Consider the following 26,598-nt stretch of genomic DNA (forward strand, 5'->3'; position numbering starts at 1 on the left):
CCGTCGGCTACCCCATCTCGCCCTGCCCTTACGGGTGTTGGCGATCGGCCTGGCTACCACGCGAGCTGCGCGATCTCCTCCGCCACCACCGCGCACGCGTCCGCGGCCGGGTCGATCAGGGGGAAGTGGCCCACGTCCTCCAGGAGGGTGAGGCCGACGACCTCGCCCGCCTGCGCCGCCGCGTCCGCGTACGACTCGGCGACCGCCTGCGGGACCACGCTGTCGGTACGGCCCTGGACGAGGGTCGTGGCGATACCGGTGGGCAGCAGCAGGGCCGGGTCCGCGTACGGCTGCCGCTGCGCGAACGAGGCCTGTCCGCCGAGCAGTTGGCCCGCCGCACCGCCGCACACGCCCAGCTCCTCGGCTCTGCGGAAGTCCGCGATCGGAGCGAGCGCCACGACACCGCGCAGCGGGGCCGGACGGTCCGTACGCCAGGGGGCGTCCGGTGGCAGGACATGGCGGGCCGCGGCCCACAGCGCGAGGTGGCCGCCCGCCGAGTGGCCGGTGATCACCGTACGGCGCGCATCGGCCTGTGGCAGCGCCGCGCCGACCAGGTCCGGCAGCGCGTCGAACGCCGCCGCGACGTCGTCGAAGGTCTCCGGCCAGCGGCCCGCGACCGGCGGCGTTCCGGGTCCCTCGCTCTCGGCGGGGCCGCCCCTGCGGTACTCGACGTTCGCCACGGCGAAGCCGCGGCGGGCCAGGAAGTCGGCGAACGGGCTGATGTGCCGACGGTCGTAGGGCGCACGCCACGCGCCGCCGTGCAGCACGACCACGAGAGGGGCGGGCCCACCGGCCTCCTCCCCCTGCCGCGGGGCATAGAAGTCGATCACCTGGTCCGGGTGGTCGCCGTAGGCGGCGGTGGCGTCGGGCTCCACCGGCGGGTGCGCGAAGAGGGACGCCTCTTCCGCGGCGGCGGCATCGGCGAACGCGCCGTCCGGGCTTACGGAATCATGGCGCGCGGCGGCGTCCGGCATGCTCCAACCTCTCAGCGACGGAACGGGATTCGGTACGCGGTGGCCGGAATCCGACCGGCCGCCCGCGGGGACCGTACCAGGCCGATGACCTGCGCTCCCACGGGGTCGTTCACGCACGGTGAAGCCGTGGCGGCACGACGTTCCGCGGTGGCGGGCACGACGTTCCGCGGTGGTGGGCACGACGTTCTCGCCGCCCCGCCCACCACCGCCGAGGCGCCTCAGCGCAGCGTCTTCGCCAGGATCCGGGCCGCCCGCTCCACGTCCGCGAAGCCCACGTACAGCGGCGTGAAGCCGAACCGCAGCACGTCCGGCGGCCGGAAGTCACCGACCACACCGCCCTCGATCAGCCGCTTCATCACCTCGCCCGCGTCGGCGCAGCGCAGCGCCACCTGGCTGCCCCGCTCCGCGTGCGCGGAGGGCGTCAGCGACTCGACCGCGCCCTCGGGGACGTACGCGCTCACGCACTCCAGGAAGAAGTCCGTGAGCGCGAGGGACTTGGCGCGCACGGCCTCGATCGAGACGTCGTCCCACACCTCGAGCGCCGCCTCCAGCGCGAGCATCGACAGGATGTCCGGGGTGCCGACCCGGCCGCGCGGCGCGCCCGCCGCCGGTGCGTAGTCGGTGCTCATCCCGAACGGGTCCGTGTGCGAGTTCCAGCCCGGCAGCGGGGAGTCGAAGCGGTCCTGCGCCTCCCGGCGCACATACAGGTACGCCGGTGAACCCGGCCCGCCGTTCAGGTACTTGTAGGTGCAGCCGACCGCCAGATCGACCCCGTGCTCGTCCAGCCCCACCGGCAGCGCGCCCGCGCTGTGGCACAGGTCCCAGACCGCGTACGCGCCCGCCGCGTGCACGGCGGCCGTCAGGGACGGCAGATCGTGCAACCGGCCGGTGCGGTAGTCGACGTGGTTCAGCAGGACCGCCGCCGTCCGCCCGGACAGCGCCTCGGGCACCTGCGCCGGGGTCACCGGGCGCAGCGTGCACCCCGTCATCCGGGCCGCCGAGGCGGCGATGTAGCCGTCCGTCGGGAACGTCGTCGCGTCGACGAGGATCTCGTCCCGCCCGTCCCCGTCCTCGGCGGCCATGCGGACGGCCGCCACCAGGGCCTTGAAGACGTTGACGCTGGTCGAGTCGCCGACCACGATCTGCCCGGGTGCCGCCCCGACCAGCGGGGCGATCCGGTCGCCGATGCGTTCCGGCGCCGTCCACCAGCCGCTCTCCTCCCAGGAGCGGATCCGCAGCGATCCCCACTGTCTGCGGACGACGTCCTCCAGCCTGCCGGGGACGGCCGCGGGCAGCGCGCCCAGCGAGTTCCCGTCGAGGTAGACCGCGTCGTCGAGCACAAACTGCGCGCGCAGCCCGGCCAGTTCGTCGGCCGCGTCCAACTCCTGTGCCTTCGCCGTCAGTTCAGACATAGGACCGCGCCGTCCACAGCTCGGGGAACACGCTCTTCTGCGCCCGCTTCTCCAGCCACGCCACCCCGGCGGAGCCGCCCGTGCCGGGCTTGGCGCCCATCGCGCGCCGGGTGGCCAGCAGATGGTCGTTGCGCCAGCGCCACACCAGTTCGGCGACGTCGGTCAACGCCTCGCCGAGCCGGGCGAGTTCGCCCTCCGGATCACCGCGGTAGATCTCGGCCCAGACCGCCTCGACCTGCTCCGAGGGCTCGTAGCGCTGGGAGACGTCGCGGGTGAGCAGGGCGTCCGGGATCGCGTGGCCGCGGCGCGCGAGCAGCCGCAGCACCTCGTCGTACAGGCACGGCTCGTGCAGCGACTTCTCCAGGTCGGCGTGGGCACGCGGCGCGCCCCGGTGCGGGACGAGCATGGACGCGGACTTCTCGCCGAGCAGGAACTCCAGGCGGCGGTACATCGCGGACTGGAAGCCGGAGCCCTCGCCGAGGGCCGAGCGGTAGGCATTGAACTGGGCGGGCGTGAGCTGGGCCAGGGGCCGCCAGGACGCGTTCAGCGCCTCCAGCTCGCGCGCGGATCTCTTCAGCGCGTCGATCGCCGCCGGTACCCGGTCCTCGCTCAGGGCCCGCGCGGCGGTCTCCCACTCATGGACGAGGACGGTGAACCACAGCTCCATGACCTGGGTGGTGACCAGGAAGACCATCTCTCCGGGATCGTCGGAGAGGGTGTGCTGGAGGTGGGTGAGGACGTCCGCCTTCACATAGTCCTCGTACGGCGTCGTACCCCGGAAGTCGAGCTGCGGGGTCTCGGCTTCCTGAGCCGCGTGGGACTGGTGAGCCGGTTGGGACATCGCTGTCTCCTGTGGGTGTGCTCGGGTAGCGGTCCGCCCCTGCCGATGCCGACACGGGGGCCCCGGTCCCCACCTGGCATCCTGCGCAACACACCCGCGTACCGCAAGGCCCGCCCGGCAGCGGGCGGGCCCGATCCGGGGCCGGCCCGGCTAGCCCAGCGTCTGGGCGGCCATCGGCGAGGAGTCCTTGAGGAACCGCGTGCAGCGTTCGTACTCCTCCTGCTCGCCGATGCCCTGCGCGGCGCGGGCGAGGGCGTGCAGGGCGCGCAGGAAGCCGCGGTTGGGCTCGTGCTCCCACGGCACGGGGCCGTGGCCCTTCCAGCCGCCCCGCCGCAGGGAGTCCAGGCCGCGGTGGTAGCCCGTTCGGGCGTAGGCGTACGACTCGACGACCGCGCCGCGCTCGAAGGCGTCGTCGGCCAACTGCGCCCAGGCCAGCGAGGAGGCGGGGTAGCGGGCGGCGACCTCGGCGGGCGCGGTCCCGTTGGCGAGCAGCTCGCGCGGTTCCGGGTCGTCGGGGAGACGGGTCGGGGGCGGGCCCCCGAGGAGGTTCTCGTGAAGAGTCATGGGACCAGTGTGGAGCACCCTCCCGGGACCGTGACCGACGGTGTCGGCACTGGCTAGTGCTTCGTGCCGGGCGTATTCACGCATCGGCTGGTGCTCGTGCCGGGTCTTCTCGGTCCCCGGCTAGTGCTTCGTGCCGGGCGCGCCCGGTCCTCGGCGTGGCTCCAGCGGCGGGGTCGTCACGCAGCCGTGGACGCGGCACTCGGGGCGGCGGCCGTCCGGTGCCGGACGGCGGATCGTCGCGAAGGCGAGTACCGCCCCGGCCACCAGGACCCCCGCGCAGATCGGCATCGCGCGCCGGAACGCGGCGTCGAAGGCGTCCGCCGAGCGGTACGCCTCCGGGCCCATCCCGGCGAGCAGCGGCAGCGCGGCCACCGCGACCAGACCGGCCGCGCGGGCCGCCGCGTTGTTGATGCCGCTGGCCAGACCGGCCTGGCCGGTGTCCACCGAGGCGAGCACGGTGGCCGTCAGGGGCGCGACCAGGGTGACCATGCCCGCGCCCATGACCAGCAGCGCGGGCAGGACGTCCACGACGTACCCGGCGCCCTTGCCGACGCGCAGCATCAGCAGCAGCCCGGCCGCGCACAGCAGCGGGCCGACGGTGAGCGGGACCCGCGGCCCGATGCGTTCGGCGAGGGCGCCCGAGCGGGACGAGAAGAGCAGCATGAGGACGGTCGTGGGCAGCAGCGCCGTACCGGCCCCCAGAGCCGAGTAGCCCGCCACCACCTGGAGCTGGAGCGCGGTGAGGAAGAAGAAGCCGCCGAATGCCGCGTAGACGCAGAGGGTCACCAGGTTGACCGCGGTGAACTGGCGGGAGGCGAAGACGGCGGGCGGCATCATCGGGTCGTCGCGGTGCCTCTCGACGTACACGAAGGCGGCGCCCGCGGCGATCCCCGCGAGCGCCGTGACGGCCACGGGCAGGGAGCCGCCGCGGGCCTCGATGAGCGCGTACGTCACCAGGGCGAGGGACAGGGCGCCCAGGGCGGCGCCGAGGACGTCGAACCGGCCGCGGGTGCGGGTGCCGGAGGACTCGGGGACATGCCGCAGGGCGATGGGCGCGCAGACCAGCGCCAGCGGGATGTTGAGCAGGAACACCCAGCGCCAGCCGGGGCCGTCCACCAGCCAGCCGCCGAGGAACGGGCCGATGGCCGCGCCGATGCCGCCGAACCCGGACCACAGGCCCACCGCCCGTGCGCGGTCGTCGGGGTGGAAGGAGGCCTGGATGAGCGCGAGCGAGCCGGGCGTGAGCAGGGCGCCGCCGACGCCCTGGAGCGTGCGGGCGGCGATGAGGATGCCGGTGCCGGGGGCGAAGCCGCACAGCAGCGAGGCGGCGGCGAACCAGACGACCCCGAGGACGAAGATCCGGCGGCGGCCGAACCGGTCGCCGAGGGCGCCGCCGAGGAGCAGCAGACCGGCGAGGGTGACCAGATAGGCGTTGACGGTCCACTGCAGGGCGGCGAGGCTCGCGTCGAGGTCGCGGCCGATGTGCGGCAGGGCGACGTTGACGACGGTGGAGTCCAGCAGCACCATGCTGGAGCCGAGCACGGTCGTCAGCAGGATCCACCTCCCCTGCGGGGAGCCGAACCTGACGGCGGGGGCCTGCCGCGCGACGTCAGCCATGCCGCGATCATCCCGCGGCGAGGAGCGCGGGGCCAGAGGGCGAGAAGCCCGGCGCCGCGATGGCACCGGGCTCCTCGTGACGGCCGCTCACCGGCCGCCGACCGTTCGTCGAGTCGAGCGGGTTACTTCGCGTGCGTACCGGCCGAGCGGAGGTGGCCGCAGGCCTCGACGACGCGCTTGGCCATCGACGCCTCGGCCGCCTTGCCCCACGTGCGCGGGTCGTAGGTCTTCTTGGAGCCGACCTCGCCGTCGACCTTCAGGACGCCGTCGTAGTTCTTGAACATGTGGTCGGCGACCGGACGCGTGAAGGCGTACTGCGTGTCGGTGTCGATGTTCATCTTGACCACGCCGTTCTCCAGCGCCGTCAGGATCTCCTGCTCGCTGGAGCCGGAGCCGCCGTGGAAGACGAAGTCGAACGGCTGGCTGCCGGCGGGCTGCCCGTACCGGGCGGCGACGCCCTCGTTCAGCTCCTTCAGCAGATCGGGGCGCAGGACCACGTTGCCCGGCTTGTACACGCCGTGCACATTGCCGAACGAGGCGGCCAGCAGATAGCGGCCCTTGTCGCCCAGGCCCAGCGCCTCAGCGGTGCGGAGCGCGTCGTCGACCGTGGTGTAGAGGGAGTCGTTGATCTCGTGGGAGACGCCGTCCTCCTCACCGCCGGTCGGCGTGATCTCTACCTCCAGGATGATCTTCGCGGCGCGGGCGCGCTCCAGCAGCTCCTGGGCGATCTTGAGGTTGTCGGCGAGGGTCTCCGCCGAGCCGTCCCACATGTGGGACTGGAACAGCGGGTTCTCACCGCGGGCGACGCGCTTCTCGGAGAGCGCCAGCAGCGGGCGGACGTACCCGTCGAGCTTGTCCTTCGGGCAGTGGTCCGTGTGCAGCGCGATGTTGACCGGGTACTTCTCGGCGACGATGTGCGCGAACTCGGCCAGCGCCACGGCGCCGGTGACCATGTCCTTGCTGTACTGGCCGCCCAGGAACTCGGCGCCACCCGTGGAGATCTGGACGATGCCGTCGCTCTCGGCCTCCGCGAAGCCGCGCAGCGCAGCGTGCAGGGTCTGGGAGGAGGTCACGTTGATGGCCGGGTAGGCGAACTTGCCTGCCTTCGCCCGGTCGAGCATCTCGTTGTAGACCTCGGGGGTTGCGATGGGCATCTGTCCGCTCCTTGTATGTGCGGGGTGCGTACTGCTCTTACGGCCCTGACCTAGGGGGCGACATCATCGTCCGTCCCCATCTTTCCAGACTTGCCCCGTTGCCAGGCCCGGACGTCCCGGCCTGTGGACAACCCTGCGGCTGCCCGTGGACAGCCCTGCGGCCGTCAGTCCAGGCCCAGCTCGTCCTTGCCGTACGCGAAGAGGTACGGCACCCCGGCGCCTTCCTGGATCTTCTCGGCCGCGCCCGTGGCCCGGTCGACGATCGTCGCGACGGCGACGACCTCGGCACCCGCCTCCCGTACCGCCTCCACGGCGGTGAGCGGGGAGCCGCCCGTGGTGGAGGTGTCCTCGACGACTAGGACCCGGCGACCCTTGATCTCCGGGCCCTCCACGCGCCGCTGCAGGCCGTGCGCCTTGGCCGCCTTGCGGACGACGAAGGCGTCCAGCTTGCGGCCGCGCGCCGCCGCCGCGTGCAGCATGGCCGCCGCGACCGGGTCCGCGCCCATGGTCAGGCCGCCGACCGCGTCGAACTCCAGCTCCTCGGTCAGGTCCAGCAGCACCTGGCCGACCAGCGGCGCGGACTCGCCGTCGAGGGTGATGCGGCGCAGGTCGATGTAGTAATCGGCCTCCAGGCCCGAGGAGAGGGTCACCTTGCCGTGCACTACGGCCTTGTCCTTGATCTGCCGCAGAAGGGCGCCACGAACGTCACTCATACGGGCCAGCTTACGGGCGCCGCCGGACCCCGTGACGCCCCGCACCTCACAGACGGCGCCAGCGCCAGGTCGTCGAGGCCTCCAACGGCTCGATGGGCGTGACCAGGCGGGGAAGGGTGTTGAGCCCGTCGGGCGGCCCGGTCTGCGGCTCCACGCACACCGCCTCCGGCTGCTCGTCGTACACCACCACCCACTCCTCGCGGCTGGTGATGTTCAGCTCCAGCTTCCCCGGCCAGGTCAGCGTGACGTCGACGCCGTCGGGCATGCCGAAGCAGTCGTCCCAGGGGCCCGGCTTCGGATCGACGCGGTGCCCGGTGGGCAACTGGTCCTCGCCGCGCTCCTCCTGCCAGGCCGGGGTGAAGTCGAGGCGTACGTCCGCGCCGCCGATGCTGCGGTTGAACCAGGGGTGCCAGCCGAGCTGGGCCGGGAACGAGGACGCGAACGTCTCCACGGACATGGTGAGCGTGAGGGCGTCCTCGCCGAGGGACACGACCTGGGTGACATGGCCGGTGTGGGGCCAGGGGGCGGCCAGGTCACAGGTGAGGACGGCCTCCGTCCGGTCCGCGCGGGCCACCCGCCAGGCGGCGTCCCGCGCCGTGCCGTGGATGGCGTGCGGCGGGGCGTTGAGGGGCATCTGATGGACCGCGCCGCCGTCGCGGAACCTGCCGTCCCGGATCCGCCCGCACCAGGGCACCATCGGGAAGCACCCGAACCGCTCACCCTGGCGCAGCAGTTCCGTACCGCCGATGCGCAGGCTCGTCACGCGCCCGCCGTTGCCCGGCGCCAGCACCACTTCCGCGTCTCCCGCGGCCAACGTGATCTCGTCGTTGCTCACGAGGCGACCCTACTGGGACCCGTCGACGGGCGGGCGCCGACGGGCATGGGTGCGCCCTACGGGGACCCGTCGGCGCACCTGTGGCGGCCCGTCAGCGGCGCCGGCGCAGCAGTCGTCCCGCCACGATCGCCGAGGCCACGAGCAGGGCCGCCGCCGGGGCCGCCCAGCGCAGCGTCGCGGTGGACGCGACGGTCTCCGGGGCGGGGACGGGGGCGTAACGGCCGCGCGGGGGCGCGTGATCGACCTCCTCGGCGCTGCGGCCGATCATCGTGCGCCGGGCGTGCGCCGCCTCGGCGGGAGGTTCGTCCTCGTCGGCGAAGCCCCGCGCGGAACGGCGGTCGGACCGACGCTCGGAGTCGTCCTCGTCGGCGAAGGGATCGAGGGAGGACGGGGGCACCTCGGTCTCGAAGACCGACGGCGCCGGAGGCTCCGCCCGCTGCTCGGCGGACTTCGGGGACGCCGCCGTGGCCTCCCCCTCCCCGAGGCGCTGCGCGAACCGCCCGAGCAGCCGCGCCGCCGCCGAGGTCACCGTGTCACCGGGCAGTTCCGCGATCCTGCCGTCAGCCGTGGCCGCGGCCGTGAAGGCGACCGTCGTGCCGTCCGGGGCCGCGAGCAGGCGTACGGACAGCGACAGCTTCACCGTGCCGGTGCCGCGCGCCTCCGTCGCCTCGCCCTCCAGCGTGTACGGGCCGTCGCCGTCGCCCGTGACCCGCAGGGCGCCGCGATAGGTGATCGTGTGGCCCCCGATCCGTACCTTCAGCCGTCCGGCGACGGGCTCCTTGCCCGCGTCCTGCTGGAACCCGGGGATCGCGCGGGCCACCCGGGCGGGGTCGGCCAGCGCCTCGCCGAGCCGCTCGACAGGAACCGGTACGAACACCTCATGCTCCATGTCAGCCGAGCCTACCCAGCCTGGCCCGGCACGCACCCATGCAGCACAGGATTCGCGAGCGCCGCCCGCGCATCCGCCCGCCACGGGGCGCCCGGCTCAGCCGCCGTACCGCGGATGCACCAGCGTCGACACCGGCAGCCCGCGCAGCCGGGTCCGCTCCACCGCGCGCGCGTCCTCCCCGAGGGCGGCCCGGGTCAGCGTGCGCGGGCGCGGCCCGCCCGGGTCCAGGGTGAGCGCCGGGCGTCTTCGGGCGGCGAGGACGAAACCCCAGTCGCCTCCCGTCGCGTGTGCGTGCTCGGGCTCCGGGGCGCGCCCGGCGACGCGGTACGGGGCCGTACGCAGGCCCGCGGCGCGGATCGTCGTCTCGACCGTCCAGTAGGCGCGCGGGGCCGAGGCCACCGGGCCCGCGTGCACCACCAGCCGGCCGTCGGGGGCGAGGACCCGCCGGGCCAGGCCGTAGAACTCCTGTGCGTACAGCTTGGTGCTGGAGGTGTCGCCGGGCTCCGGGAGGTCCGCGATCACCACGTCGTACGTCCGCCGGGTCTGCCTCAGCCAGCCGAACGCGTCCGCCGTCCGCACCCGGACGCGCGGGTCGGCGAAGGCGCGGCCGTTGAGCGCGGCCAGGGCCCGGTCGCTGCGGGCCAGCCGGACCAGCGCCGGGTCCGGTTCGACCACGTCGACACGGCGCACGCCGGGATGCCGCAGCGCCTCGCGCGCCGCGAGGCCGTCACCGCCGCCGAGGACGAGCACGCGCGCGTGGGGGCCGCCGCTCAGCGCGGGCAGCACGAGCGCCTCGTGGTAGCGGCGCTCGTCGCGGCTGCTCGCCCGCAACCGGCCGTCGAGGAAGAGAGCGAGGGGGCGGCCTCGGACGCCGCCGGTGAGCACCACCTCCTGGGCACCGGTCTGCAACGCGACCCGCACCTGCCCGCCGTACATCGCCTGACGGGCCGCCCGCTCGAAGTCGTCGACCAGGAGGGCCGCCGCTGCGAGCAGGGCCAGCACGAGGACGTTGGTGACCAGCAGCAGCCGTCTGCCGCGGCGGGACAGGTCCCGCCGGAACAGGCCGAGCGCGAGGGCGCCGCCCGCGACCGCGTTGACCGCGCCCGTGAGCAGGGCGCCCGTCAACTGGCCGAACCACGGCAGCAGCAGGAAGGGGAACGCGAGACCGCCGACCAGCGCGCCCACGTAGTCCGCCGCGAACAGGTCCGCGACCGCGCCGCCCGCGTCCTGGCGGCGGATGCGCTGGATCAGCTCCATCAGCAGTGGCACCTCGGCGCCGATGAGCAGCCCGATGGCGAGCGAGAAGACGACCAGCAGACAGCGCGGGCCGCCCGGCCCGCCACCGCCCCAGGCGAAGACCGCGTACAGGGCCATCGCGCTGCACCCGCCGACGAGCGCCAGCGCCGCCTCCAGGGCGCCGAACCCGGCCGCGGCCCGGCAGCGCAGCCGCTTCGCGGCCAGCGAGCCGATGCCCATCGCGAAGACCATCACGGACAGCACGATGGAGGCCTGCGTGACCGAGTCGCCGATCAAGTACGAGGCGAGGGCGACGAGTTCGAGTTCGTACACCAGGCCGCAGGCCGCGCAGACGAACACGCCGACGAGGACGAGGAACCGTCCGGTGCCGGGGCGTACGGGCAGCCGCGCCTGACCGAGGGCGCCCTCCCCCCAGGGGGCCGGGGCGCCGGGTGGTGCGGGCGCGTGCGGTTCGATCACGTTCGGAACGCTACGTCGGACTTGTGAGGCACCTTGTCACCCACAGGTGTGGACTTCCGCCCGCCCCTCAACGTCCACCCGCGTTCGCGTCGCCACCAACTGGCTGTCCTGCGGGTACGCGTGCCACGTGCGCCACTGGACCTGGCCCTCGCGGCGCTGGGCCACCATGGCCGTGAACGCGTGCGGACTGCCGGGGAAGACACCCGCCAGGCCGTGGGGATGGTCTGAGACCAGGGCCAGCAGTTCCTGGGCCCGGCCCTCGAAGGAGGGCGGGGACAGGACCTCGACCCGGGCCGCGAATTCGTACTCCCAGTCGCCGACCCGCTCGGCGACCCCCAGCGGCAGCGGCGTGCTGGAGCCGGGGATGCAGGCCACGGTCTCCGAGCAGGTGCCCCGCGCCTCCTTGAGGAGCACCTGGTGGGACGCGCCGAGCAGTCTCAACTGGAGCTGCGCACCGGAGAGTTCGAGTTCGAGCGTGGCCAGCGCGGGCAGCGGCTCCCGGCCCAGGGCCCAGGCGAGGTCGGCCGCGCGGGTATCGGTGTAGGAGGTGTTCAGGGTCGTGAGCATGGATCGGCTCCGCTAGGACACACAGGGGGAGGGGTTCCAGCGCACCCGGTCGGGCACCGGGGATCGGCCGACTCTGACTCTGCCGACCGGGCGGAACGTCCGGGTGGGCCCGGTCCGGAGCAGCGCTGCGGTCATGGGGTCCGCAGGGCCTCCGGGGGCTGCGTTGATGAGTGAGAGCGAACCACGAACTGCGCCGCCGCAACAGCGTTTTTACCCAAGTCCGTACGGTTTTCATCTCACTGAGGGCTCCCCAGCGCACCCGCTCGGCCAAGGCGTACGCCCGAAGCGCGGGACGGGGTGGCGTACGCCCCGATCCCGCGCGCTGCCGGGCGCACGCCCTGTGTGTGACACCGCTGACGTGCGCTCCCGCGCCCGGCCGGACGAGTGACGCGTCCGGCTCCCGGCGGTGTCAGCTCCCGCCGCCGCACCCTCCGCCCCCGCCGCACGAGGACCCTCCACCGCAGGAGTGGCCGCCGCCACCGCAGGAGTGGTGGCCGCCCGAATGTCCGCCCGAGTGGCCACCCGAATGTCCGCCCGACGACGAATCGTTGTCGGACCCCGCCCACCAGCTCCCGCTGTCGCCGCCGGTGCCACCACTGCTGCCGCTGCCGCCGCTGCTGCCGCTGCTGCCGCTGCCGCCGCGCAGCCGCTTCCCGCCCCGCGCCGACCCTGCCGACCCGCGCACCGACCCGCGCGCGGACGTCCCGCGCCCCACCGGCCGCTGCGGAACCCGCTTGGTCCTACGGCTCCTGACCACCAGGAACACCACCACGATGCCGACGACCGCCAGTCCGATACGGACGATCATGACGCCGTCCCCCCTTTCGTCTCCCCCGGCCTTCGCTTCCCCGAAGCGACCCGTCGCGGATCCCTTCGTGACCAGGGAATGCCCCATGTCCCACCCGCCGAAGCAGAGTTGAGGAACTCCAGAGCTTGGGCGCAGGATGGCGCCCATGACCTCCAGCGCGCGCCCCCTCCTCAACCGTCGGCTCGCCGAGTTCGGGACGACGATCTTCGCCGAGATGTCGGCCCTCGCCCTGAGCACCGGGGCGATCAACCTCGGACAGGGATTCCCCGACACGGACGGACCGGAAGAGATCCGTGAGGCCGCCGTGCGGGCGCTGCGCGACGGGCGCGGCAACCAGTACCCGCCGGGCCCCGGCGTCCCCGAACTGCGGACGGCCGTCGCCGCGCACCAGCAGCGGTGGTACGGACTCACCTACGACCCCGACACCGAGGTGCTGGTCACCGCGGGCGCGACCGAGGCGATCGCCGCGACCCTGCTGGCGCTGGTCGAACCCGGCGACGAGGTGATCGCCCTGGAGCCGTACTACGACTCGTACGCCGCCTGCATCGCGATGGCGGGCGGGCGGCGCGTGCCGGTCACCCTGCGCCCGCACGGCGGACCGGACGCCGTCTTCCGGCTGGATCTCGACGAACTGCGGGACGCTGTCACCGACCGCACCCGGCTGCTGCTGATCAACACCCCGCACAACCCCACCGGCACCGTGCTCACGCGGGACGAGCTGCAGGCGATCGCGGACCTCGCCGTCGAGCGCGATCTGCTCGTCGTCACCGACGAGGTCTACGAGCATCTGGTCTTCGACGGCGAGCACCTGCCCCTCGCGTCCTTCCCCGGGATGCGCGAGCGCACCGTGACCCTCTCCTCCGGCGGCAAGAGCTTCTCGTTCACCGGCTGGAAGGTCGGCTGGGTGACGGGCGCGCCCGCGCTGGTCAACGCGGTCCGCTCGGCCAAGCAGTTCCTGACGTACGTGTCGTCCGGGCCGTTCCAGTACGCCGTCGCCGAGGCGCTCGCGCTCCCGGACAGCTACTACGAGGCGCTCAGGGCGGAGCTGCGCGCCAAGCGGGACCTGCTGGCCTCGGGGCTCGCCCGAGCCGGCTTCTCGGTGTTCCGGCCCGCGGGCACGTACTTCGTCACCACCGACATCCGCCCCCTCGGCGAGAGCGACGGCTTCGCCTTCTGCCGCGCCCTGCCGAAGCGCGCGGGGGTCGTCGCCATCCCGAACGCGGTCTTCTACGACCACCGCGAGGCGGGCGCCCCCTTCGTCCGCTTCGCCTTCTGCAAGCGCACGGAGGTCCTGGAGGAGGCGGTCCAGCGGCTCACGGCGCCGGCGGACTGACGGGCGGCGGACTGACGGGGTTGCCGGGCGCGAGGTCTGTCCACAGCCTGTGGGTAACCTCGCGCCCGCCGCGGGCGCCCGGCGCGGACGCGGACGACGAGAGCCCGGCCGGGGCACGCCGTCGTGGTGACGCGCGCTCCGGCCGGGCTCTCCTCCGGGGTCCTCGGGACCCCTACTCTTCGTCGGCCTCGGGGCTGTCCGTGCCGTTCGTGCCGTCGACGTCCTCGGCGAGGCCGAGCTGCTCCACGAGCCACCGGTCGAACTCGATGGCGGCCCGCACCCAGCTCACGGTCGAGGAGACGAAGTGCTCCAGGCTGACACCCGTGCCGATCAGCATCTGCGCCTCACCGATGAGACGGACGGTGCCGTCGTCATGCGTGTGGGTGTAGACCTTGGGCCACAGGGTGCGCCGGTTCCAGTCGTCGAGAGACTCCAGCAACTGCGGCTTCTCGTCGATCTTGTGCGGCCGGTCGTAGAACGTCCGCACCGAGAAGACCTGCTGCTCCCCCTCGCCGCGGAACATGAAGTACGTGCGGAACTCCTCCCACGGCGCGACGAGGTCACCCTCTTCGTCGACAACGTGCTTGAGCTCCATCTGGTCCAGGAGCTGCTTCACAAGGTCCTGATCCGGAACGACGGGGCCCGCCGGTCCTTGCGGCTGCGGTTCGGGCTGGCCCCCGAAATTCGGAATCGAGGACGGGTCGATGCTCACCGTGTTCTTCCCTTCGTACGGATTCCGCCATCCTCCCTCATCCGGGGCGGGGGGTGGCAAGACCTGACCGGGTCGTGTCAGCCAAGGGCTGACACGACCCGGCCGCCAAGGCGCGGGTACCCCCGCGCCGCGGTCCTACAGCGTCTTCCCGGTCGCCGGGCCCACGGTCAGGCCGTCGCCGGAGGCGGCCACCCGGACCGTGTCGCCGTCCTTGATCTCGCCGCTCAGGATTTCCCTGGCGAGACGGTCACCGATGGCGGTCTGGACGAGGCGGCGCAGCGGGCGGGCGCCGTACGCCGGGTCGTTGCCCTCGTCCGCGAGCCAGGCCAGCGCCTCGGGCGTGATCTCCAGGGTCAGCCGCCGCTCGGCCAGCCGCGCCGCGAGCCGGTCGATCTGGAGCCGGGCGATCCGCTGGAGTTCGTCCTTCTCCAGGGCCGAGAAGACCACCAGGTCGTCCAGCCGGTTGAGGAACTCCGGCTTGAAGGACACCCGGACGACCTCCAGCACCTGCTCCTTCTTCTCCGCGGCGCTCGTGAGCGGGTCGACGAGGAACTGGCTGCCCAGGTTCGAGGTGAGGATCAGGATGGTGTTGCGGAAGTCGACCGTCCGCCCCTGGCCGTCCGTCAGCCGCCCGTCGTCCAGCACCTGGAGCAGGATGTCGAAGACCTCGGGGTGCGCCTTCTCCACCTCGTCCAGCAGGACCACGCTGTACGGGCGCCGGCGCACCGCCTCGGTGAGCTGGCCGCCCTCCTCGTAGCCGACGTATCCGGGCGGGGCGCCGACCAGCCGGGCGACGCTGTGCTTCTCGCTGTACTCCGACATGTCGATGCGGACCATCGCCCGCTCGTCGTCGAAGAGGAAGTCGGCGAGCGCCTTGGCCAGTTCGGTCTTGCCGACACCGGTCGGGCCGAGGAAGAGGAACGAGCCGGTCGGGCGGTCCGGGTCGGCGATACCGGCACGGCTGCGGCGTACGGCGTCCGAGACCGCGCGGACGGCCTCGCTCTGGCCGATGAGCCGCCTGCCGATCTCCTCCTCCATCCTCAGCAGTTTCTGTGTCTCGCCCTCCAGGAGGCGTCCGGCGGGGATGCCGGTCCAGGAGGCGACGACGTCGGCGATGTCGTCGGCGCCGACCTCGTCCTTGACCATCGTGTCCTTGGCGGCCTCCTCCTCGGCCTGCGAGGCGGCCTCCAACTCCTTCTCGACGGTGGGGATCTCGCCGTACAGCAGCTTGGAGGCACTGTCGAAGTCACCGTCGCGCTGGGCGCGTTCGGCCTGGCCGCGCAGATCGTCCAGGCGCTCCTTCAGCTCACCGACGCGGTTGAGGGACTGCTTCTCCTTCTCCCAGCGGGCGGTCAGGCCGCGCAGCTCCTCCTCCTTGTCCGCGAGATCGCGGCGCAGCTTGTCCAAGCGCTCCCTGGAGGCCTGGTCGGTCTCCTTGCTCAGCGCCAGCTCCTCCATCTTCAACCGGTCGACAGAGCGCTGGAGTTCGTCGATCTCGACCGGGGAGGAGTCGATCTCCATCCGCAGCCGCGACGCCGACTCGTCCACCAGGTCGATCGCCTTGTCGGGCAGGAAGCGGGAGGTGATGTAGCGGTCGGAGAGGGTGGCCGCGGCCACCAGCGCGCTGTCCGCGATCTGGACCTTGTGGTGGGCCTCGTAGCGGCCCTTGAGCCCGCGCAGGATCGCGATGGTGTCCTCGACGGTCGGCTCGGCGACCAGCACCTGCTGGAAGCGCCGCTCCAGGGCCGGGTCCTTCTCGATCCGCTCGCGGTACTCGTCCAGGGTCGTGGCGCCGACCATGCGCAGCTCACCGCGGGCCAGCATCGGCTTGAGCATGTTGCCGGCGTCCATGGCGGAGTCGCCTCCGGCACCGGCGCCCACGACCGTGTGCAGCTCGTCGATGAAGGTGATGATCTGGCCCTCGGAGTCCTTGATCTCGGCGAGGACGGTCTTCAGGCGCTCCTCGAACTCACCGCGGTACTTCGCGCCCGCGACCATGGCGCCCAGGTCGAGCGCGACCAGCCGCTTGTTCTTGAGGGATTCGGGCACGTCGCCCTTCACGATCCGCTGGGCGAGCCCCTCGACCACGGCGGTCTTGCCGACGCCGGGCTCACCGATGAGGACCGGGTTGTTCTTCGTGCGGCGGGACAGCACCTGGACGACGCGACGGATCTCGTGGTCCCGGCCGATGACCGGGTCCAGCTTGCCCTCGCGCGCGGCGGCGGTGAAGTCGGTGCCGAACTTCTCGAGCGCCTTGTACTGGCCCTCCGGGTCCGGGGTCGTCACCCGGCGTCCTCCCCTGCTCTTCTGGAACGCGTCCGACAGCTTCCTCGCGTCGGCGCCGTGCTGGGAGAGTACGTCGCCCGCGGCGCCGCCCTTCGCGGCGATCCCGATGAGCAGATGCTCGGTGGAGAGGTACTCGTCACCGAGGTCCTTGGCGCGCTTGCTCGCGTCGGCGATCACGGCGAGCAGCTCGCGGTTCGGCTGGGGCGGCGCGACGGTCGAGCCGGTCACGCTCGGCAGCGCGGCCAGCACGCGCTCGACGCCGCCGCGTACGGACGCCTGGTCGGCGTCCACGGCGGCCAGCAGATCGATGATGTTCTCGTTGTCCTGCCCCTCGAGCAGCGCGAGGAGCAGGTGGGCGGGGGTGAGGTCCGGGTGCCCCTCTGCCACGGCACGGTTGGTTGCCGCGTTGATCGCGTCCCGGCTCCTGTTGGTCAGCTCGGCGTCCACGTTCGCGTTCTCCTCCTTGCGTCCGGCAGCGCTCAGCCGTCTCCACTCGCACGATGACTTGAGCAACGTGCACAAAGTTGAGTCTATTCCACTCAAGGTGGGGGGAGGGAGGGGGATCGGTTCGAGTTCCGATCCGACCCGGGCAGGCGAACGCCCCGCTGCCGTACGAGCGGCGAGGCGGGGCGGGTGACCGCGGGGTCGTGTACGCGGGGAAACGACAGCGGCGTCACCGTGTTCAGGTCACGGTGACGCCGCTGCGGGGGGAAGCACCTGAGCGATTTTTGCGACGGGGGATCGCGTCAGGCGCTGCGGGGGGTAGCTGAGAGAGTGCGTACGTCCGGGGTCTCGGACTGTGCCAGCCGATGGTCGCGCTGGTCGAGGTTCACAAAGATCATTCCGTACCGTATGGCACACCGGACGGGACGCGGCGCCCCCCGAGGCCGCCGCATGAGCCGGTACGCCCGTACGTCGTCGTCCTCGTCGCGGGTGACCACCACCGGCTCCCCGAACACAGTCACCATCAACGAGTCACCGCTGTGAGGTATCGCGGTGGCCAGGTCGATGAAGTGCCAGCCGGAGCGGTAGGCGGTGGCCATCTCGCGCCGGAACGAGCGATCGTCGGGAGGGGTGGTCACGTCAGCTCCAGGCTTGGTCTGCCGATGCCGTGGATGCGTTCACCGGCCACTTGGTGTCCGCGGGCGACACGGGCCACTTGGTGTCACCGGGCCACTTCGTGTCCACCTGCACGACCGGCCACTTCGTGTCACCGGCGGGCGACACAGGCCACTTGGTGTCCGCGGGCGATACGGGCCACTTGGTGTCACCGGGCCACTTGGTGTCCGCCTGGATCACCGGCCACTTGGTGTCCGTGGGCGAAACCGGCCACTTGGTGTCCGCCTGCGCCACCGGCCACTTGGTGTCTCCCGGCCACTTCGTGTCCGCGGGCACGACCGGCCACTTGGTGTCACCGGCGGGCGAAACAGGCCACTTCGTGTCACCGGGCCACTTCGTGTCCGCCTGCACCACCGGCCACTTCGTGTCACCGGGCCACTTGGTGTCCGCCTGCACCACTGGCCACTTGGTGTCACCAGGCCACTTCGTGTCCACGGGCGAAACCGGCGACTTGCTGTCTGCCGAAACCGGCCACTTCGTATCCGCCGGAAGATGACTCTTCGCGGCAGAGAGGCCACCAAGTGCTCCAAAGGCCACAGCGGCGGAGAAGGCGGCGACAAGTACCGAGCGAAGCGTTTTCTTTCCCATTGTCAGCTTCGTCCTCACTTGAGAGTCCCCTTTCCCCCGTCCGATACGACGATGGCTCATTCGGGCACGTCATGGCCACACGATCGGTGCATCATGTTCCTGCATGTTCAGGACCCTGGGGGGTGGAGATTTGCCAGCGAATCAGACCAATGCGACACATCCCCATACGGCAACCGAACTGTGCGACACAGGTGGCCGACTTTATGCGGACGCCCTGCGCTCAGGACGCATCGCCCGCCGCGACGTGGAACCGGCGCCCTGCCTCATCGAGTTCGCCCTGCTCTACCCCGACCCCGACGACCCGGACTGGCTGCGCCCCGTCCCGCCGGCCGTCGCCCTGGCGCAGCGCCTCAACCCCATCGAGCGCGAGATAGCGGAGAACCGGCGACGGTCCGTCCAACTCTCCGAAGCTTTCGAGCCGTTCATGGCACTCAGCGCCCAGACCACGGCCAACACCCACTCGATCTCGGTGCTGGAGGGCAGCGACCGCATCAACGCCGCGCTCGACCTCGCCACGACGCAGTGCCAGAGCAAGGTGCTCACCGTCCAGCCGAGCAACCGCTTCTCCGAACGCACCGTCCTCCAGGGGCTCGACCGCGACAAGGCCCTGGTCGAACGTGATGTGCGCATCCAGACGCTGTATCAGCACACGGTCCGGTTCAACTTCGGGCAACTCGCCTATGTCTCCCGGCTGACCAACGGCAAGGTGGAGTACCGCACCATCGACGAACTCGTGGAGCGCCTCATCATCTGCGACGAGACCGTCGCCTTCATCCCCACCCGCGACGACCAGCAGGTCGCACTGGAGCTGCGCCACCCCGGGCTCGTCCGCTACCTCATCAAGGTCTTCGAGTTCATGTGGAACCGCGCGGTCCCGCTGACCGCGGGCGCCCCCTACAAGACCGCCCCCGACGGCATCACCGACATCCAGCACTCCATCGCCAAACTCCTGGTGGAGGGCCATGTGGACGAGGCCATCGCGCGGCGCCTGGGCATGAACGTCCGCACCTGCCGCGCCCATATCGCCAAGCTGGCCACGGCCCTCGGCAGCGGCAGCCGCGCCCAACTCGGCTTCCTCATCGCCCGGTCGGGGATCCTGAACCCGGACTCCTGAGCGCGCTCACAGACCGGCCGGGCCCTCCGGAACACCAGGGGCCGGGACGGGCCGCGGGCGCGGGGGTCCGTCCAGGCCCGCCTGGGCGATACGGACGCCCAACTGCGTACGACTCGCCGCGCCCAACGTCTCCGAGAGACGGGCGATGTGCGCGCGGCAGGTCCGCACACTGATCCCCAGGCGTTCGGCGATCACCGCGTCCTGGTGGCCCTCCGCGAGCAGCGCCGCGATCGAGCGCTCCCGCAGGCTGATGCCGTCGATCCCCGTCTCCGGCAGCGGGGACGTCAGCGGGATCGCCAGTTGCCACAGCCGCTCGAAGACCGTCACCAAGTAGTTGATCAGCGCCGGGTGGCGCAGTTCGAGGGCGACCGTACGGTCCGTGTTGGCCGGGATGAAGGCGACCGTGCGGTCGAAGAGGATCAGCCGCTCGGGCACCTCGTCCAGGGTGCGCGCCTGGGCCGCGTCGCCCATCAGCTCCATATAGGTGCGCAGTCCCTGGCCGTGCCGGGCCACATGGGTGTACAGGTCGCGCATCCGCACGCCCCGGCGGCGCATCTCCAGGGCCCGGTGGAGCCCTTCGGTGAGTTCGTCCTCGCGGCGGATCCCGCCCGGCTGCACCGCCAGCACCTCGCTCGTGCAGCGCTCGGTCGCCTCGTCCATCGAGGCCCGGATCCGCGCCAGCCCGTCCAGGACGCGGATCGCCATGCCCTTCGCCGGACCCTGCTCCCGGCCGCCGAGCCCGGCGTACCACTCGACCGCGGCGACCGCCGTCCCGACCCGCGCTTGGCTCGCGCGCACCTCCTTGTGCACGCCGCGCAGCAGCCGGGTCATGACCTCCTGCGGGGAGGTCGGCACCAGCCGGTCCATGTCGTCGGGGTCGGGGTGCAGCAGCCCCAGCTCCAGCAGGCAGGGCACCGCCGCGGCGTCGGCGCGGGGCACCCGGCCGCGGCTCACCGCCCGGGAGTACAGGGCGTGTCCGGCCTCGCAGAGCCGGTCAGCACCGTGCGGATGCGTGTCCGACCCGTGCCCGGCCATCTTCCACCCCTGGCTCCGTTCCTGGCTTCGGCGTCTGCGCGACGCGACGTGCCGGTGCCGTCCCTGACACGCACCCGTACGGCGCTCCCGTCGCGCCCCGCACGCCTTCGCAGCGCAACTATGCGCGGCCCCGCCCGCCTCCGCAACACGGCTCCGCCCCGTCAACGCCCGGAATCCGCACGGAACATCCGGGAATCTTCCCGCCGCAGAACCTTCCGTCACGCTGCGGCGGGCCGACCGGGCGGCACAGGCCCGGAGGCTACTTCAGACCGATCGCCGCGCAGGCCGAACGGTAGGGAGCGGTGCAGATGTCCTCGACGGTGTAGACGCCGTCCTGGAGGACCGTCTCCTTGATGGTGTCCTTCTTGAGGGCGACGACGGGCACGAGCATCGCCGGGATCCGCTTCTGCGTCGGGCTGTCGACCTTGTCGCGGGTCAGCGCGTCGAACTCGATGGAGCGGCCCTGGACCTTGGCCACCGCCATCTCCGCGGCGGTGTTCGCCTCCTCGCGGTACGACTTGTACACGCTCATGTACTGGCTGCCCGCGACGATCCGCTGCACCGCGTCCAGGTCGGCGTCCTGCCCCGTCACCGGCGGCATCTTGCTCGCGCCCGCCGCCTTCAGCGCGTCGATGACACCGCCCGCCATGCCGTCGTTCGCCGAGTAGACGGCGGCGATGTCGCCGACGCCCACGGACTGGATCGCCTGCACCATGTTCGCCTTGGCGTTCTCCGGCTTCCAGTCCTTGGTGTCGTAGGACTTGACGATGTTCACCTTGCCCTGGAGTTCGCTGAGCGCGCCCTTCTTGAACTGCGCCGCGTTGGGGTCGGTGTCCGCGCCGTTCATCATGACGACCTTGCTGCCCGCCACCTTGTCGCCGAGCGCCTCGAGGATCGCGCGGGCCTGCACCTCGCCGACGAGTTCGTTGTCGAAGGAGATGTACGCGTCGATCGGGCCCTGCGCGAGCCGGTCGTAGGCGATGACCGGGATCCCCGCGTCCTTGGCCTTCTTCACCTTCGGCGCGATGGCCTGGGCGTCCACGGCGTCCAGCAGCACCACGTCCACCTTGTCGGTGATCATCTGGTCGAGCTGCCTGCTCTGCTTGGCCGCGTCCGCCTCGGCGTTGGCGTAGCTGACCCGGCCCTGGTTCGCGGTGAGCGAGGCGACCTGCTTCTTGATGATCGGGTAGTCGAACTTCTCGTAGCGCTTGTTCTCCTTCTCCGGCAGAAGGAGGCCCACCGTGATGTCGTTGCCCTTCTTCGTCACGGAGTCGCCGTCCCCGCCGCCGAAGACACCGCACGCGGTGAGGGAGAAGGCCGCCGTGGAGGCTGCCAGGACAGTACAGATACGGCGCACAGCGGTCCTACGAGTGGTACGAGCGTTCACATCAGGTGCCTTCCGGGCGGGGGAGCAGCATTGCGACCCAGGTGGCTGAAAGCCAACGCGGCGACGGTGGGCACCGTCAAGGAGTACCGGTTAACGAGATGGCAACAGGGACGGCGTGGAAGCAGTGTGAAATTCAAGGGAGTTTCACGTGAGAGGCCTTCACCTCCCCCCGCGCACCGGGCACTTCACTCCGACCTGGGCCGACGCGTCGCGCAGCACCTCGTCAACTGCCTTACGGCGCAACGTCGTTCAGCACGTCTCACGCCACACGCCCGGCGTCGCGGATTCGCACCGGCACACATGCACGCGCGCGCCCGACGGCTCCGCGCGGCCCGCTCACGGCCGCCGCCCCTCCCGAGAGGGGGATATGACTCCTGTCACACTCGCCGTCGGCACCGTCGTTCCCGACGCCGAACGCCCGGCCGGGAATCCCCGGCCGGGCGTTCGTACGGACTGTCTCAGCGCGTCATTCCGACGGATGCTGCTGCCGCTTGGGCCGCCACACCACCAGCGCGCTGGTCTGCTGCACCTCCTGGTACGGCACCAGGTCGCGGCGGTAGGAGGCGTGGACGGCGGCCTCGCGCTGCCGCATCGTCGCCGCCGCGCCGTCCAGCGCCGACTCCAGCTCCGCGACGCGGGACTGAAGTGCGGTGACCTGGTTCTCCAGTTCGATGATGCGCTTGATACCGGCCAGGTTGATGCCCTCGTCCTGCGACAACTGCTGCACCTGGCGCAGCAGGGCGATGTCGCGGGCCGAGTAGCGCCGGCCCCGGCCGGCCGTACGGTCCGGGGACACCAGGCCCAGACGGTCGTACTGGCGCAGGGTCTGCGGGTGCAGACCGGAGAGCTGGGCCGCCACCGAAATGACGTAGACCGGGGTCTCCTCGGTCAGTTCGTACGGGTTGCGTCGACGGCCGTCCATCTCCTTATGCTCCCTTCGCGGCCTGGAACAGCTCCGAGCGCGGATCCTCTCCCGCGGTCGCCTCGCGATACGCCTCCAGCGCCTCACGAGCCTTCCCCGACAGATCCTTCGGGACACTCACCTCGACGGTGACCAGCAGATCACCGCGGGTGCCGTCCGTACGGGCCGCGCCCTTGCCGCGGGCGCGCATCGTGCGCCCGTTGGGTGTGCCCTCGGGCAGCTTCAGCCGCACCGGGGGCCCACCGAGGGTGGGCACCTGGATCTCGGCGCCGAGCGCCGCCTCCGCGAACGTCACCGGCACGGTCACCGTGAGGTTGTCGCCCTTGCGACCGAAGACCGGGTGCGCGTTCACATGGACGACGACGTACAGGTCACCGGCCGGACCGCCCCGCTCGCCGGGTGCGCCCTTGCCGCGCAGGCGGATGCGCTGCCCGTCGGACACCCCGGCCGGGATGCGGACCTGCATCGTCCGGGACGACTTCGCCCGGCCGCTGCCCTTGCAGACGTCGCAGGGGTTCTCCGCGATCAGACCGCGGCCCTTGCAGTCCGGGCACGGGTCGGTCAGCGAGAAGCCGCCGCCCGAGCCGCGCGCCACCTGTCCGGTGCCGACACAGGTCGGGCACACCCGGGGGGTGCCGTTCTTGTCGCCGGTGCCCGAACAGGCCTTGCACGGGGACTGCGAGGACATGCGCAGCGGTACCGTCGCGCCGTCCGCCGCCTCCATGAAGCTCAGCGTGACCTCGGACTCCACGTCCTGGCCGCGCCGCGGCTGCGTGCGCGTGCCCGCGCCGCCGCCGCGGTTGAACAGGCCGCCGAAGACGTCGCCGATACCGCCGCCGAAGTTGCCTCCGGCGCCGCCGCCCTGACCACCGAAGAGATCGCCGAGGTCGAAGTTGAACGAGCCACCACCCGCTCCGGGTCCGGGGCGGAAGCCACCGTTGCCGAAGAGGGCGCGGGCCTCGTCGTACTCCTTGCGCTTCTTGGGATCGGCGAGGACGTCGTTCGCCTCGGAGATCTCCTTGAAACGTTCCTCCGCCTTGGCGTTGCCCTTGTTGGCGTCCGGGTGGAACTCACGGGCGAGCTTCCGGTACGCCTTCTTGATCTCGGCCTCGGTGGCGTCCTTGGGGACGCCGAGGACCTTGTAGAAGTCCTTCTCGATGAAGTCCTTGGTGCTCATCCCCGACGCCCCTCCTTCCTTTCCGCGTGGAGCTCCGAAGGGATCTCCCCGTGGATCCGCGTGACTACGTCAGCCCTCGTCCGGGCCACCGTTCTCCTTGTCGTCGGCCGCCTCGCCCGTCTCCTCGGCCTTGACCGTCTGCGCCCCCGGCTGCGGCTCGGCGACGGCCACCCGCGCGGGGCGGATGGTGCGCTCGCCGAAGCGGTACCCGGGCTGGAGGATCGCGACGCAGGTCGTCTCCGTCACGTCCGGCGCGTACGAGTGCATCAGGGCCTCGTGGATCGTCGGGTCGAAGGGCTCGCCCTCCTTGCCGAACTGCTGGAGACCCATCTTCGCCACGACGGTCTCCAGCGACTCGGCGACGGACTTGAACCCGCCGACCAGCTCGCTGTGGTCCCGTGCGCGGCCGATGTCGTCGAGCACGGGCAGCAGCTCGTTCAGGAGATTCGCGACGGCGATTTCCTTGACCGCGGCCCGGTCGCGCTCGACGCGGCGCCGGTAGTTCTGGTACTCGGCCTGGAGCCGCTGGAGGTCCGCGGTGCGCTCGTTCAGCGCGGTACGGGCCTGGTCCAGCTCGGCGACCAGTCCGGCGGACTGTGCGTCCCCCGCCGGGGCCGCCGCCTCCTCCGAAGAGGGGGAGGCGGCCTTCGGCTCGGCGTCCTCAGGGGTGGCGCCGGAGGGGACGTCGGGCTTCTCCTCGAAGCCCGGGGTCTCCTCCGTCACGCGGCACCGTCCTTGCGCTCGTCGTCCACGATCTCGGCGTCGACCACGTCGTCGTCCGCCTTGGCCCCGGCACCACCGGCGGCGGCACCGCCCGCGGCCTGCTGGGCCTGGGCGTCGGCGTACATGGCCTGGCCGAGCTTCTGCGAGACGGCCGCGACCTTCTCCGTGGCCGTGCGGATCTCGGCGGTGTCCTCGCCCTTGAGCTTCTCCTTCAGCTCGGCGACGGCGGTCTCCACCTCGGTCTTGACCTCGGCCGGGACCTTGTCCTCGTTGTCCTTGAGGAACTTCTCCGTCTGGTAGACGAGCTGCTCGCCCTGGTTGCGGACCTCGGCGGCCTCGCGGCGACGGTGGTCCTCCTCCGCGTACTGCTCGGCCTCCTGGCGCATCCGGTCGACCTCGTCCTTCGGCAGCGAGGAGCCGCCGGTGACGGTCATCTTCTGCTCCTTGCCCGTGCCGAGGTCCTTCGCCGTGACGTGCATGATGCCGTTGGCGTCGATGTCGAAGGACACCTCGATCTGCGGGACACCGCGCGGGGCCGGCGGCAGACCGGTCAGCTCGAACATCCCGAGCTTCTTGTTGTACGCCGCGATCTCGCGCTCGCCCTGGTAGACCTGGATCTGCACGGACGGCTGGTTGTCCTCGGCCGTGGTGAAGATCTCGGACCGCTTGGTCGGGATCGTGGTGTTGCGCTCGATCAGCTTGGTCATGATGCCGCCCTTGGTCTCGATACCGAGGGACAGCGGGGTCACGTCGAGGAGCAGGACGTCCTTGACCTCACCCTTGAGGACACCGGCCTGGAGCGAGGCGCCGATGGCGACGACCTCGTCCGGGTTCACACCCTTGTTGGCCTCCTTGCCACCGGTCAGCTCCTTGACGAGCTCGGCGACGGCGGGCATACGGGTCGAGCCACCGACGAGGACGACGTGGTCGATCTCGCCGAGGGAGATGCCGGCGTCCTTGATGACGTTGTGGAACGGCGTCTTGCAGCGCTCCAGGAGGTCCGCCGTGAGCTGCTGGAACTGCGCCCGGGTGAGCTTCTCGTCCAGGTGCAGCGGGCCCTCGGCGGAGGCCGTGATGTAGGGCAGGTTGATCGAGGTCTCGGTGGACGAGGACAGCTCGATCTTGGCCTTCTCCGCGGCCTCACGCAGGCGCTGGAGGGCCATCTTGTCCTTGGAGAGGTCCACGCCGTGGCCGGAGTGGAACTGCTTCACCAGGTAGTCGACGACGCGCTGGTCCCAGTCGTCACCACCGAGGTGGTTGTCACCGTTGGTGGCCTTCACCTCGACGACACCGTCGCCGATCTCCAGCAGGGACACGTCGAAGGTGCCGCCGCCGAGGTCGAAGACGAGGATGATCTGCTCGTCCTTGTCGAGGCCGTAGGCCAGCGCCGCCGCGGTCGGCTCGTTGACGATGCGCAGGACGTTCAGGCCCGCGATCTCGCCGGCCTCCTTCGTCGCCTGACGCTCGGAGTCGTTGAAGTAGGCCGGGACGGTGATGACCGCGTCGGTCACCTTCTCGCCCAGGTAGGCCTCGGCGTCGCGCTTCAGCTTCTGGAGGATGAAGGCCGACATCTGCTGCGGGTTGAAGGTCTTCCCGTCCAGCTCGATCTTCCAGTCGGTGCCCATGTGGCGCTTCACGGACCGGATGGTCCGGTCGACGTTGGTGACCGCCTGACGCTTGGCCACCTCGCCGACGAGCACCTCGCCGTTCTTCGCGAAGGCGACGACGGACGGCGTGGTCCTGGCGCCCTCGGCGTTGGTGATGACGGTGGGCTCGCCGCCTTCCAGAACGCTGACGACGGAGTTAGTCGTGCCCAGGTCGATGCCGACCGCACGTGCCATTTCGATTCCTCCAACTGACTTGAGTGGAACAGGCTCAAGGATGCACGACACCCCGGCCCGGCGTCAACAGACCTGAGTCAGCCCGACTCAACTTATGTTCGACGCCACACAGCAACAGCAACGGACGCCGGAACGGACGAGTTCCGCCTCGACGGGCAGGCTCCGAACCGGGACGTCCCGTGGCGCGTTCGTTTCGGTCGGACGGGAGGGGCGGCTCGGACCGGCGGACCGGGAGGCAAGGGTTCCCACAGCGACGCAGATCACCGCTCAC

Annotated in this window: 24 protein-coding genes; 3 read left to right on the forward strand and 21 right to left on the reverse strand. The window is 71.5% G+C overall.

Annotation, left to right across the window (positions count from 1 at the left end; genetic code table 11):
- Positions 1 to 53 precede the first annotated feature (53 nt).
- The 11 genes from NGF19_RS13730 to NGF19_RS13780 form a co-directional block, all read right to left on the reverse strand.
- Positions 54 to 974: an alpha/beta hydrolase family protein gene (locus tag NGF19_RS13730; RefSeq protein WP_252425138.1), complete on the reverse strand. Its 921-nt coding sequence runs from the start codon at positions 972 to 974 to the stop codon at positions 54 to 56.
- A 218-nt stretch (positions 975 to 1,192) separates the two neighbouring features.
- On the reverse strand, positions 1,193 to 2,386 hold the full coding sequence (gene kynU / locus NGF19_RS13735; RefSeq protein WP_252425139.1) for a kynureninase: 1,194 nt from the start codon (positions 2,384 to 2,386) through the stop codon (positions 1,193 to 1,195).
- Positions 2,379 to 3,227, reverse strand: a complete 849-nt coding sequence (locus NGF19_RS13740) for a tryptophan 2,3-dioxygenase family protein (RefSeq protein ID WP_252425140.1) — start codon at positions 3,225 to 3,227, stop codon at positions 2,379 to 2,381. The genes kynU and NGF19_RS13740 overlap by 8 nt, the downstream gene beginning before the upstream one ends.
- 150 nt (positions 3,228 to 3,377) lie before the next feature.
- Positions 3,378 to 3,791 carry a DUF3151 domain-containing protein gene (locus NGF19_RS13745; RefSeq protein WP_252425141.1) on the reverse strand — a complete coding sequence of 138 codons (414 nt, stop codon included), beginning with the start codon at positions 3,789 to 3,791 and terminating at the stop codon, positions 3,378 to 3,380.
- Between the two features lie 120 nt (positions 3,792 to 3,911).
- Entirely contained in the window at positions 3,912 to 5,408 is a 1,497-nt protein-coding gene (locus NGF19_RS13750; RefSeq protein WP_252425142.1) for an MFS transporter, read from the reverse strand.
- 122 nt (positions 5,409 to 5,530) lie between these two features.
- Positions 5,531 to 6,562 carry a class II fructose-bisphosphate aldolase gene (gene fbaA, locus NGF19_RS13755; protein ID WP_252425143.1) on the reverse strand — a complete coding sequence of 344 codons (1,032 nt, stop codon included), beginning with the start codon at positions 6,560 to 6,562 and terminating at the stop codon, positions 5,531 to 5,533.
- A gap of 164 nt (positions 6,563 to 6,726) precedes the next feature.
- Entirely contained in the window at positions 6,727 to 7,275 is a 549-nt protein-coding gene (pyrE, locus tag NGF19_RS13760; protein ID WP_252425144.1) for an orotate phosphoribosyltransferase, read from the reverse strand.
- Positions 7,276 to 7,321: 46 nt separating this feature from the next.
- Positions 7,322 to 8,110 (reverse strand): aldose epimerase family protein, encoded by a 789-nt coding sequence (locus tag NGF19_RS13765; RefSeq protein WP_252425145.1) that lies wholly within the window; start codon positions 8,108 to 8,110, stop codon positions 7,322 to 7,324.
- Positions 8,111 to 8,201: 91 nt separating this feature from the next.
- A complete protein-coding gene (locus tag NGF19_RS13770) occupies positions 8,202 to 8,999 on the reverse strand; it encodes an SRPBCC domain-containing protein (RefSeq protein WP_252425146.1) in 798 nt (265 codons plus the stop codon).
- Between the two features lie 96 nt (positions 9,000 to 9,095).
- The gene (locus NGF19_RS13775) at positions 9,096 to 10,715 is read right to left on the reverse strand and encodes a polyamine aminopropyltransferase (RefSeq protein WP_252425147.1); all 1,620 of its coding nucleotides are present in this window, start codon (positions 10,713 to 10,715) and stop codon (positions 9,096 to 9,098) included.
- A gap of 36 nt (positions 10,716 to 10,751) precedes the next feature.
- Positions 10,752 to 11,282: a DUF2617 family protein gene (locus NGF19_RS13780; RefSeq protein ID WP_252425148.1), complete on the reverse strand. Its 531-nt coding sequence runs from the start codon at positions 11,280 to 11,282 to the stop codon at positions 10,752 to 10,754.
- A gap of 548 nt (positions 11,283 to 11,830) precedes the next feature.
- Here NGF19_RS13780 and NGF19_RS13785 point away from each other — a divergent pair.
- Positions 11,831 to 12,202 (forward strand): hypothetical protein, encoded by a 372-nt coding sequence (locus NGF19_RS13785; protein WP_252425149.1) that lies wholly within the window; start codon positions 11,831 to 11,833, stop codon positions 12,200 to 12,202.
- A gap of 24 nt (positions 12,203 to 12,226) precedes the next feature.
- Complete coding sequence (locus NGF19_RS13790; protein WP_252425150.1) at positions 12,227 to 13,423, forward strand: pyridoxal phosphate-dependent aminotransferase; 1,197 nt, start codon at positions 12,227 to 12,229, stop codon at positions 13,421 to 13,423.
- Between the two features lie 172 nt (positions 13,424 to 13,595).
- On the opposite strand, the gene NGF19_RS13795 is transcribed toward NGF19_RS13790, so the two are convergent.
- From NGF19_RS13795 to NGF19_RS13810, 4 genes are all read right to left on the reverse strand, one after another.
- Positions 13,596 to 14,135: a type III secretion system chaperone family protein gene (locus NGF19_RS13795; RefSeq protein ID WP_252425151.1), complete on the reverse strand. Its 540-nt coding sequence runs from the start codon at positions 14,133 to 14,135 to the stop codon at positions 13,596 to 13,598.
- Positions 14,136 to 14,270: 135 nt separating this feature from the next.
- The gene (clpB, locus tag NGF19_RS13800) at positions 14,271 to 16,868 is read right to left on the reverse strand and encodes an ATP-dependent chaperone ClpB (RefSeq protein ID WP_252425152.1); all 2,598 of its coding nucleotides are present in this window, start codon (positions 16,866 to 16,868) and stop codon (positions 14,271 to 14,273) included.
- 299 nt (positions 16,869 to 17,167) lie between these two features.
- Positions 17,168 to 17,464, reverse strand: coding sequence for a Rieske (2Fe-2S) protein (locus NGF19_RS13805; protein WP_252425177.1), 297 nt, complete (start codon positions 17,462 to 17,464; stop codon positions 17,168 to 17,170).
- A 40-nt stretch (positions 17,465 to 17,504) separates the two neighbouring features.
- Complete coding sequence (locus tag NGF19_RS13810) at positions 17,505 to 17,975, reverse strand: hypothetical protein (RefSeq protein WP_252425153.1); 471 nt, start codon at positions 17,973 to 17,975, stop codon at positions 17,505 to 17,507.
- Positions 17,976 to 18,231: 256 nt separating this feature from the next.
- On the opposite strand from NGF19_RS13810, the gene NGF19_RS13815 reads away from it, so the two are divergent.
- On the forward strand, positions 18,232 to 19,242 hold the full coding sequence (locus NGF19_RS13815; protein WP_252425154.1) for a helix-turn-helix domain-containing protein: 1,011 nt from the start codon (positions 18,232 to 18,234) through the stop codon (positions 19,240 to 19,242).
- Positions 19,243 to 19,248: 6 nt separating this feature from the next.
- On the opposite strand, the gene NGF19_RS13820 is transcribed toward NGF19_RS13815, so the two are convergent.
- From NGF19_RS13820 to dnaK, 6 genes are all read right to left on the reverse strand, one after another.
- Positions 19,249 to 20,277 (reverse strand): helix-turn-helix transcriptional regulator, encoded by a 1,029-nt coding sequence (locus NGF19_RS13820; protein ID WP_252425155.1) that lies wholly within the window; start codon positions 20,275 to 20,277, stop codon positions 19,249 to 19,251.
- A 259-nt stretch (positions 20,278 to 20,536) separates the two neighbouring features.
- Positions 20,537 to 21,664: a sugar ABC transporter substrate-binding protein gene (locus NGF19_RS13825; protein ID WP_252425156.1), complete on the reverse strand. Its 1,128-nt coding sequence runs from the start codon at positions 21,662 to 21,664 to the stop codon at positions 20,537 to 20,539.
- Between the two features lie 466 nt (positions 21,665 to 22,130).
- Entirely contained in the window at positions 22,131 to 22,586 is a 456-nt protein-coding gene (locus tag NGF19_RS13830; protein ID WP_252425157.1) for a heat shock protein transcriptional repressor HspR, read from the reverse strand.
- 4 nt (positions 22,587 to 22,590) lie between these two features.
- Positions 22,591 to 23,763 (reverse strand): molecular chaperone DnaJ, encoded by a 1,173-nt coding sequence (gene dnaJ, locus NGF19_RS13835; protein WP_252425158.1) that lies wholly within the window; start codon positions 23,761 to 23,763, stop codon positions 22,591 to 22,593.
- Between the two features lie 69 nt (positions 23,764 to 23,832).
- Positions 23,833 to 24,486, reverse strand: coding sequence for a nucleotide exchange factor GrpE (grpE, locus tag NGF19_RS13840; protein ID WP_252425159.1), 654 nt, complete (start codon positions 24,484 to 24,486; stop codon positions 23,833 to 23,835).
- Complete coding sequence (gene dnaK / locus NGF19_RS13845; RefSeq protein WP_252425160.1) at positions 24,483 to 26,327, reverse strand: molecular chaperone DnaK; 1,845 nt, start codon at positions 26,325 to 26,327, stop codon at positions 24,483 to 24,485. The genes grpE and dnaK overlap by 4 nt, the downstream gene beginning before the upstream one ends.
- Between the last annotated feature and the right edge of the window lie 271 nt (positions 26,328 to 26,598).

Source organism: Streptomyces macrolidinus, assembly GCF_023887685.1.
In the GTDB taxonomy this organism is placed as follows: domain Bacteria; phylum Actinomycetota; class Actinomycetes; order Streptomycetales; family Streptomycetaceae; genus Streptomyces; species Streptomyces macrolidinus.

Bases quoted from the DNA above. Each gene is read 5' to 3' on its own strand.
- NGF19_RS13730 (WP_252425138.1), bottom strand. From the start codon at position 974: ATGCCGGACGCCGCCGCGCGCCATGATTCCGTAAGCCCGGACGGCGCG.
- kynU (WP_252425139.1), bottom strand. From the start codon at position 2,386: ATGTCTGAACTGACGGCGAAGGCACAGGAGTTGGACGCGGCCGACGAA.
- NGF19_RS13740 (WP_252425140.1), bottom strand. From the start codon at position 3,227: ATGTCCCAACCGGCTCACCAGTCCCACGCGGCTCAGGAAGCCGAGACC.
- NGF19_RS13745 (WP_252425141.1), bottom strand. From the start codon at position 3,791: ATGACTCTTCACGAGAACCTCCTCGGGGGCCCGCCCCCGACCCGTCTC.
- NGF19_RS13750 (WP_252425142.1), bottom strand. From the start codon at position 5,408: ATGGCTGACGTCGCGCGGCAGGCCCCCGCCGTCAGGTTCGGCTCCCCG.
- fbaA (WP_252425143.1), bottom strand. From the start codon at position 6,562: ATGCCCATCGCAACCCCCGAGGTCTACAACGAGATGCTCGACCGGGCG.
- pyrE (WP_252425144.1), bottom strand. From the start codon at position 7,275: ATGAGTGACGTTCGTGGCGCCCTTCTGCGGCAGATCAAGGACAAGGCC.
- NGF19_RS13770 (WP_252425146.1), bottom strand. From the start codon at position 8,999: ATGGAGCATGAGGTGTTCGTACCGGTTCCTGTCGAGCGGCTCGGCGAG.
- NGF19_RS13780 (WP_252425148.1), bottom strand. From the start codon at position 11,282: ATGCTCACGACCCTGAACACCTCCTACACCGATACCCGCGCGGCCGAC.
- NGF19_RS13790 (WP_252425150.1), top strand. From the start codon at position 12,227: ATGGCGCCCATGACCTCCAGCGCGCGCCCCCTCCTCAACCGTCGGCTC.
- NGF19_RS13805 (WP_252425177.1), bottom strand. From the start codon at position 17,464: ATGGCCACCGCCTACCGCTCCGGCTGGCACTTCATCGACCTGGCCACC.
- NGF19_RS13815 (WP_252425154.1), top strand. From the start codon at position 18,232: ATGTTCAGGACCCTGGGGGGTGGAGATTTGCCAGCGAATCAGACCAAT.
- NGF19_RS13820 (WP_252425155.1), bottom strand. From the start codon at position 20,277: ATGGCCGGGCACGGGTCGGACACGCATCCGCACGGTGCTGACCGGCTC.
- NGF19_RS13830 (WP_252425157.1), bottom strand. From the start codon at position 22,586: ATGGACGGCCGTCGACGCAACCCGTACGAACTGACCGAGGAGACCCCG.
- dnaJ (WP_252425158.1), bottom strand. From the start codon at position 23,763: ATGAGCACCAAGGACTTCATCGAGAAGGACTTCTACAAGGTCCTCGGC.
- dnaK (WP_252425160.1), bottom strand. From the start codon at position 26,327: ATGGCACGTGCGGTCGGCATCGACCTGGGCACGACTAACTCCGTCGTC.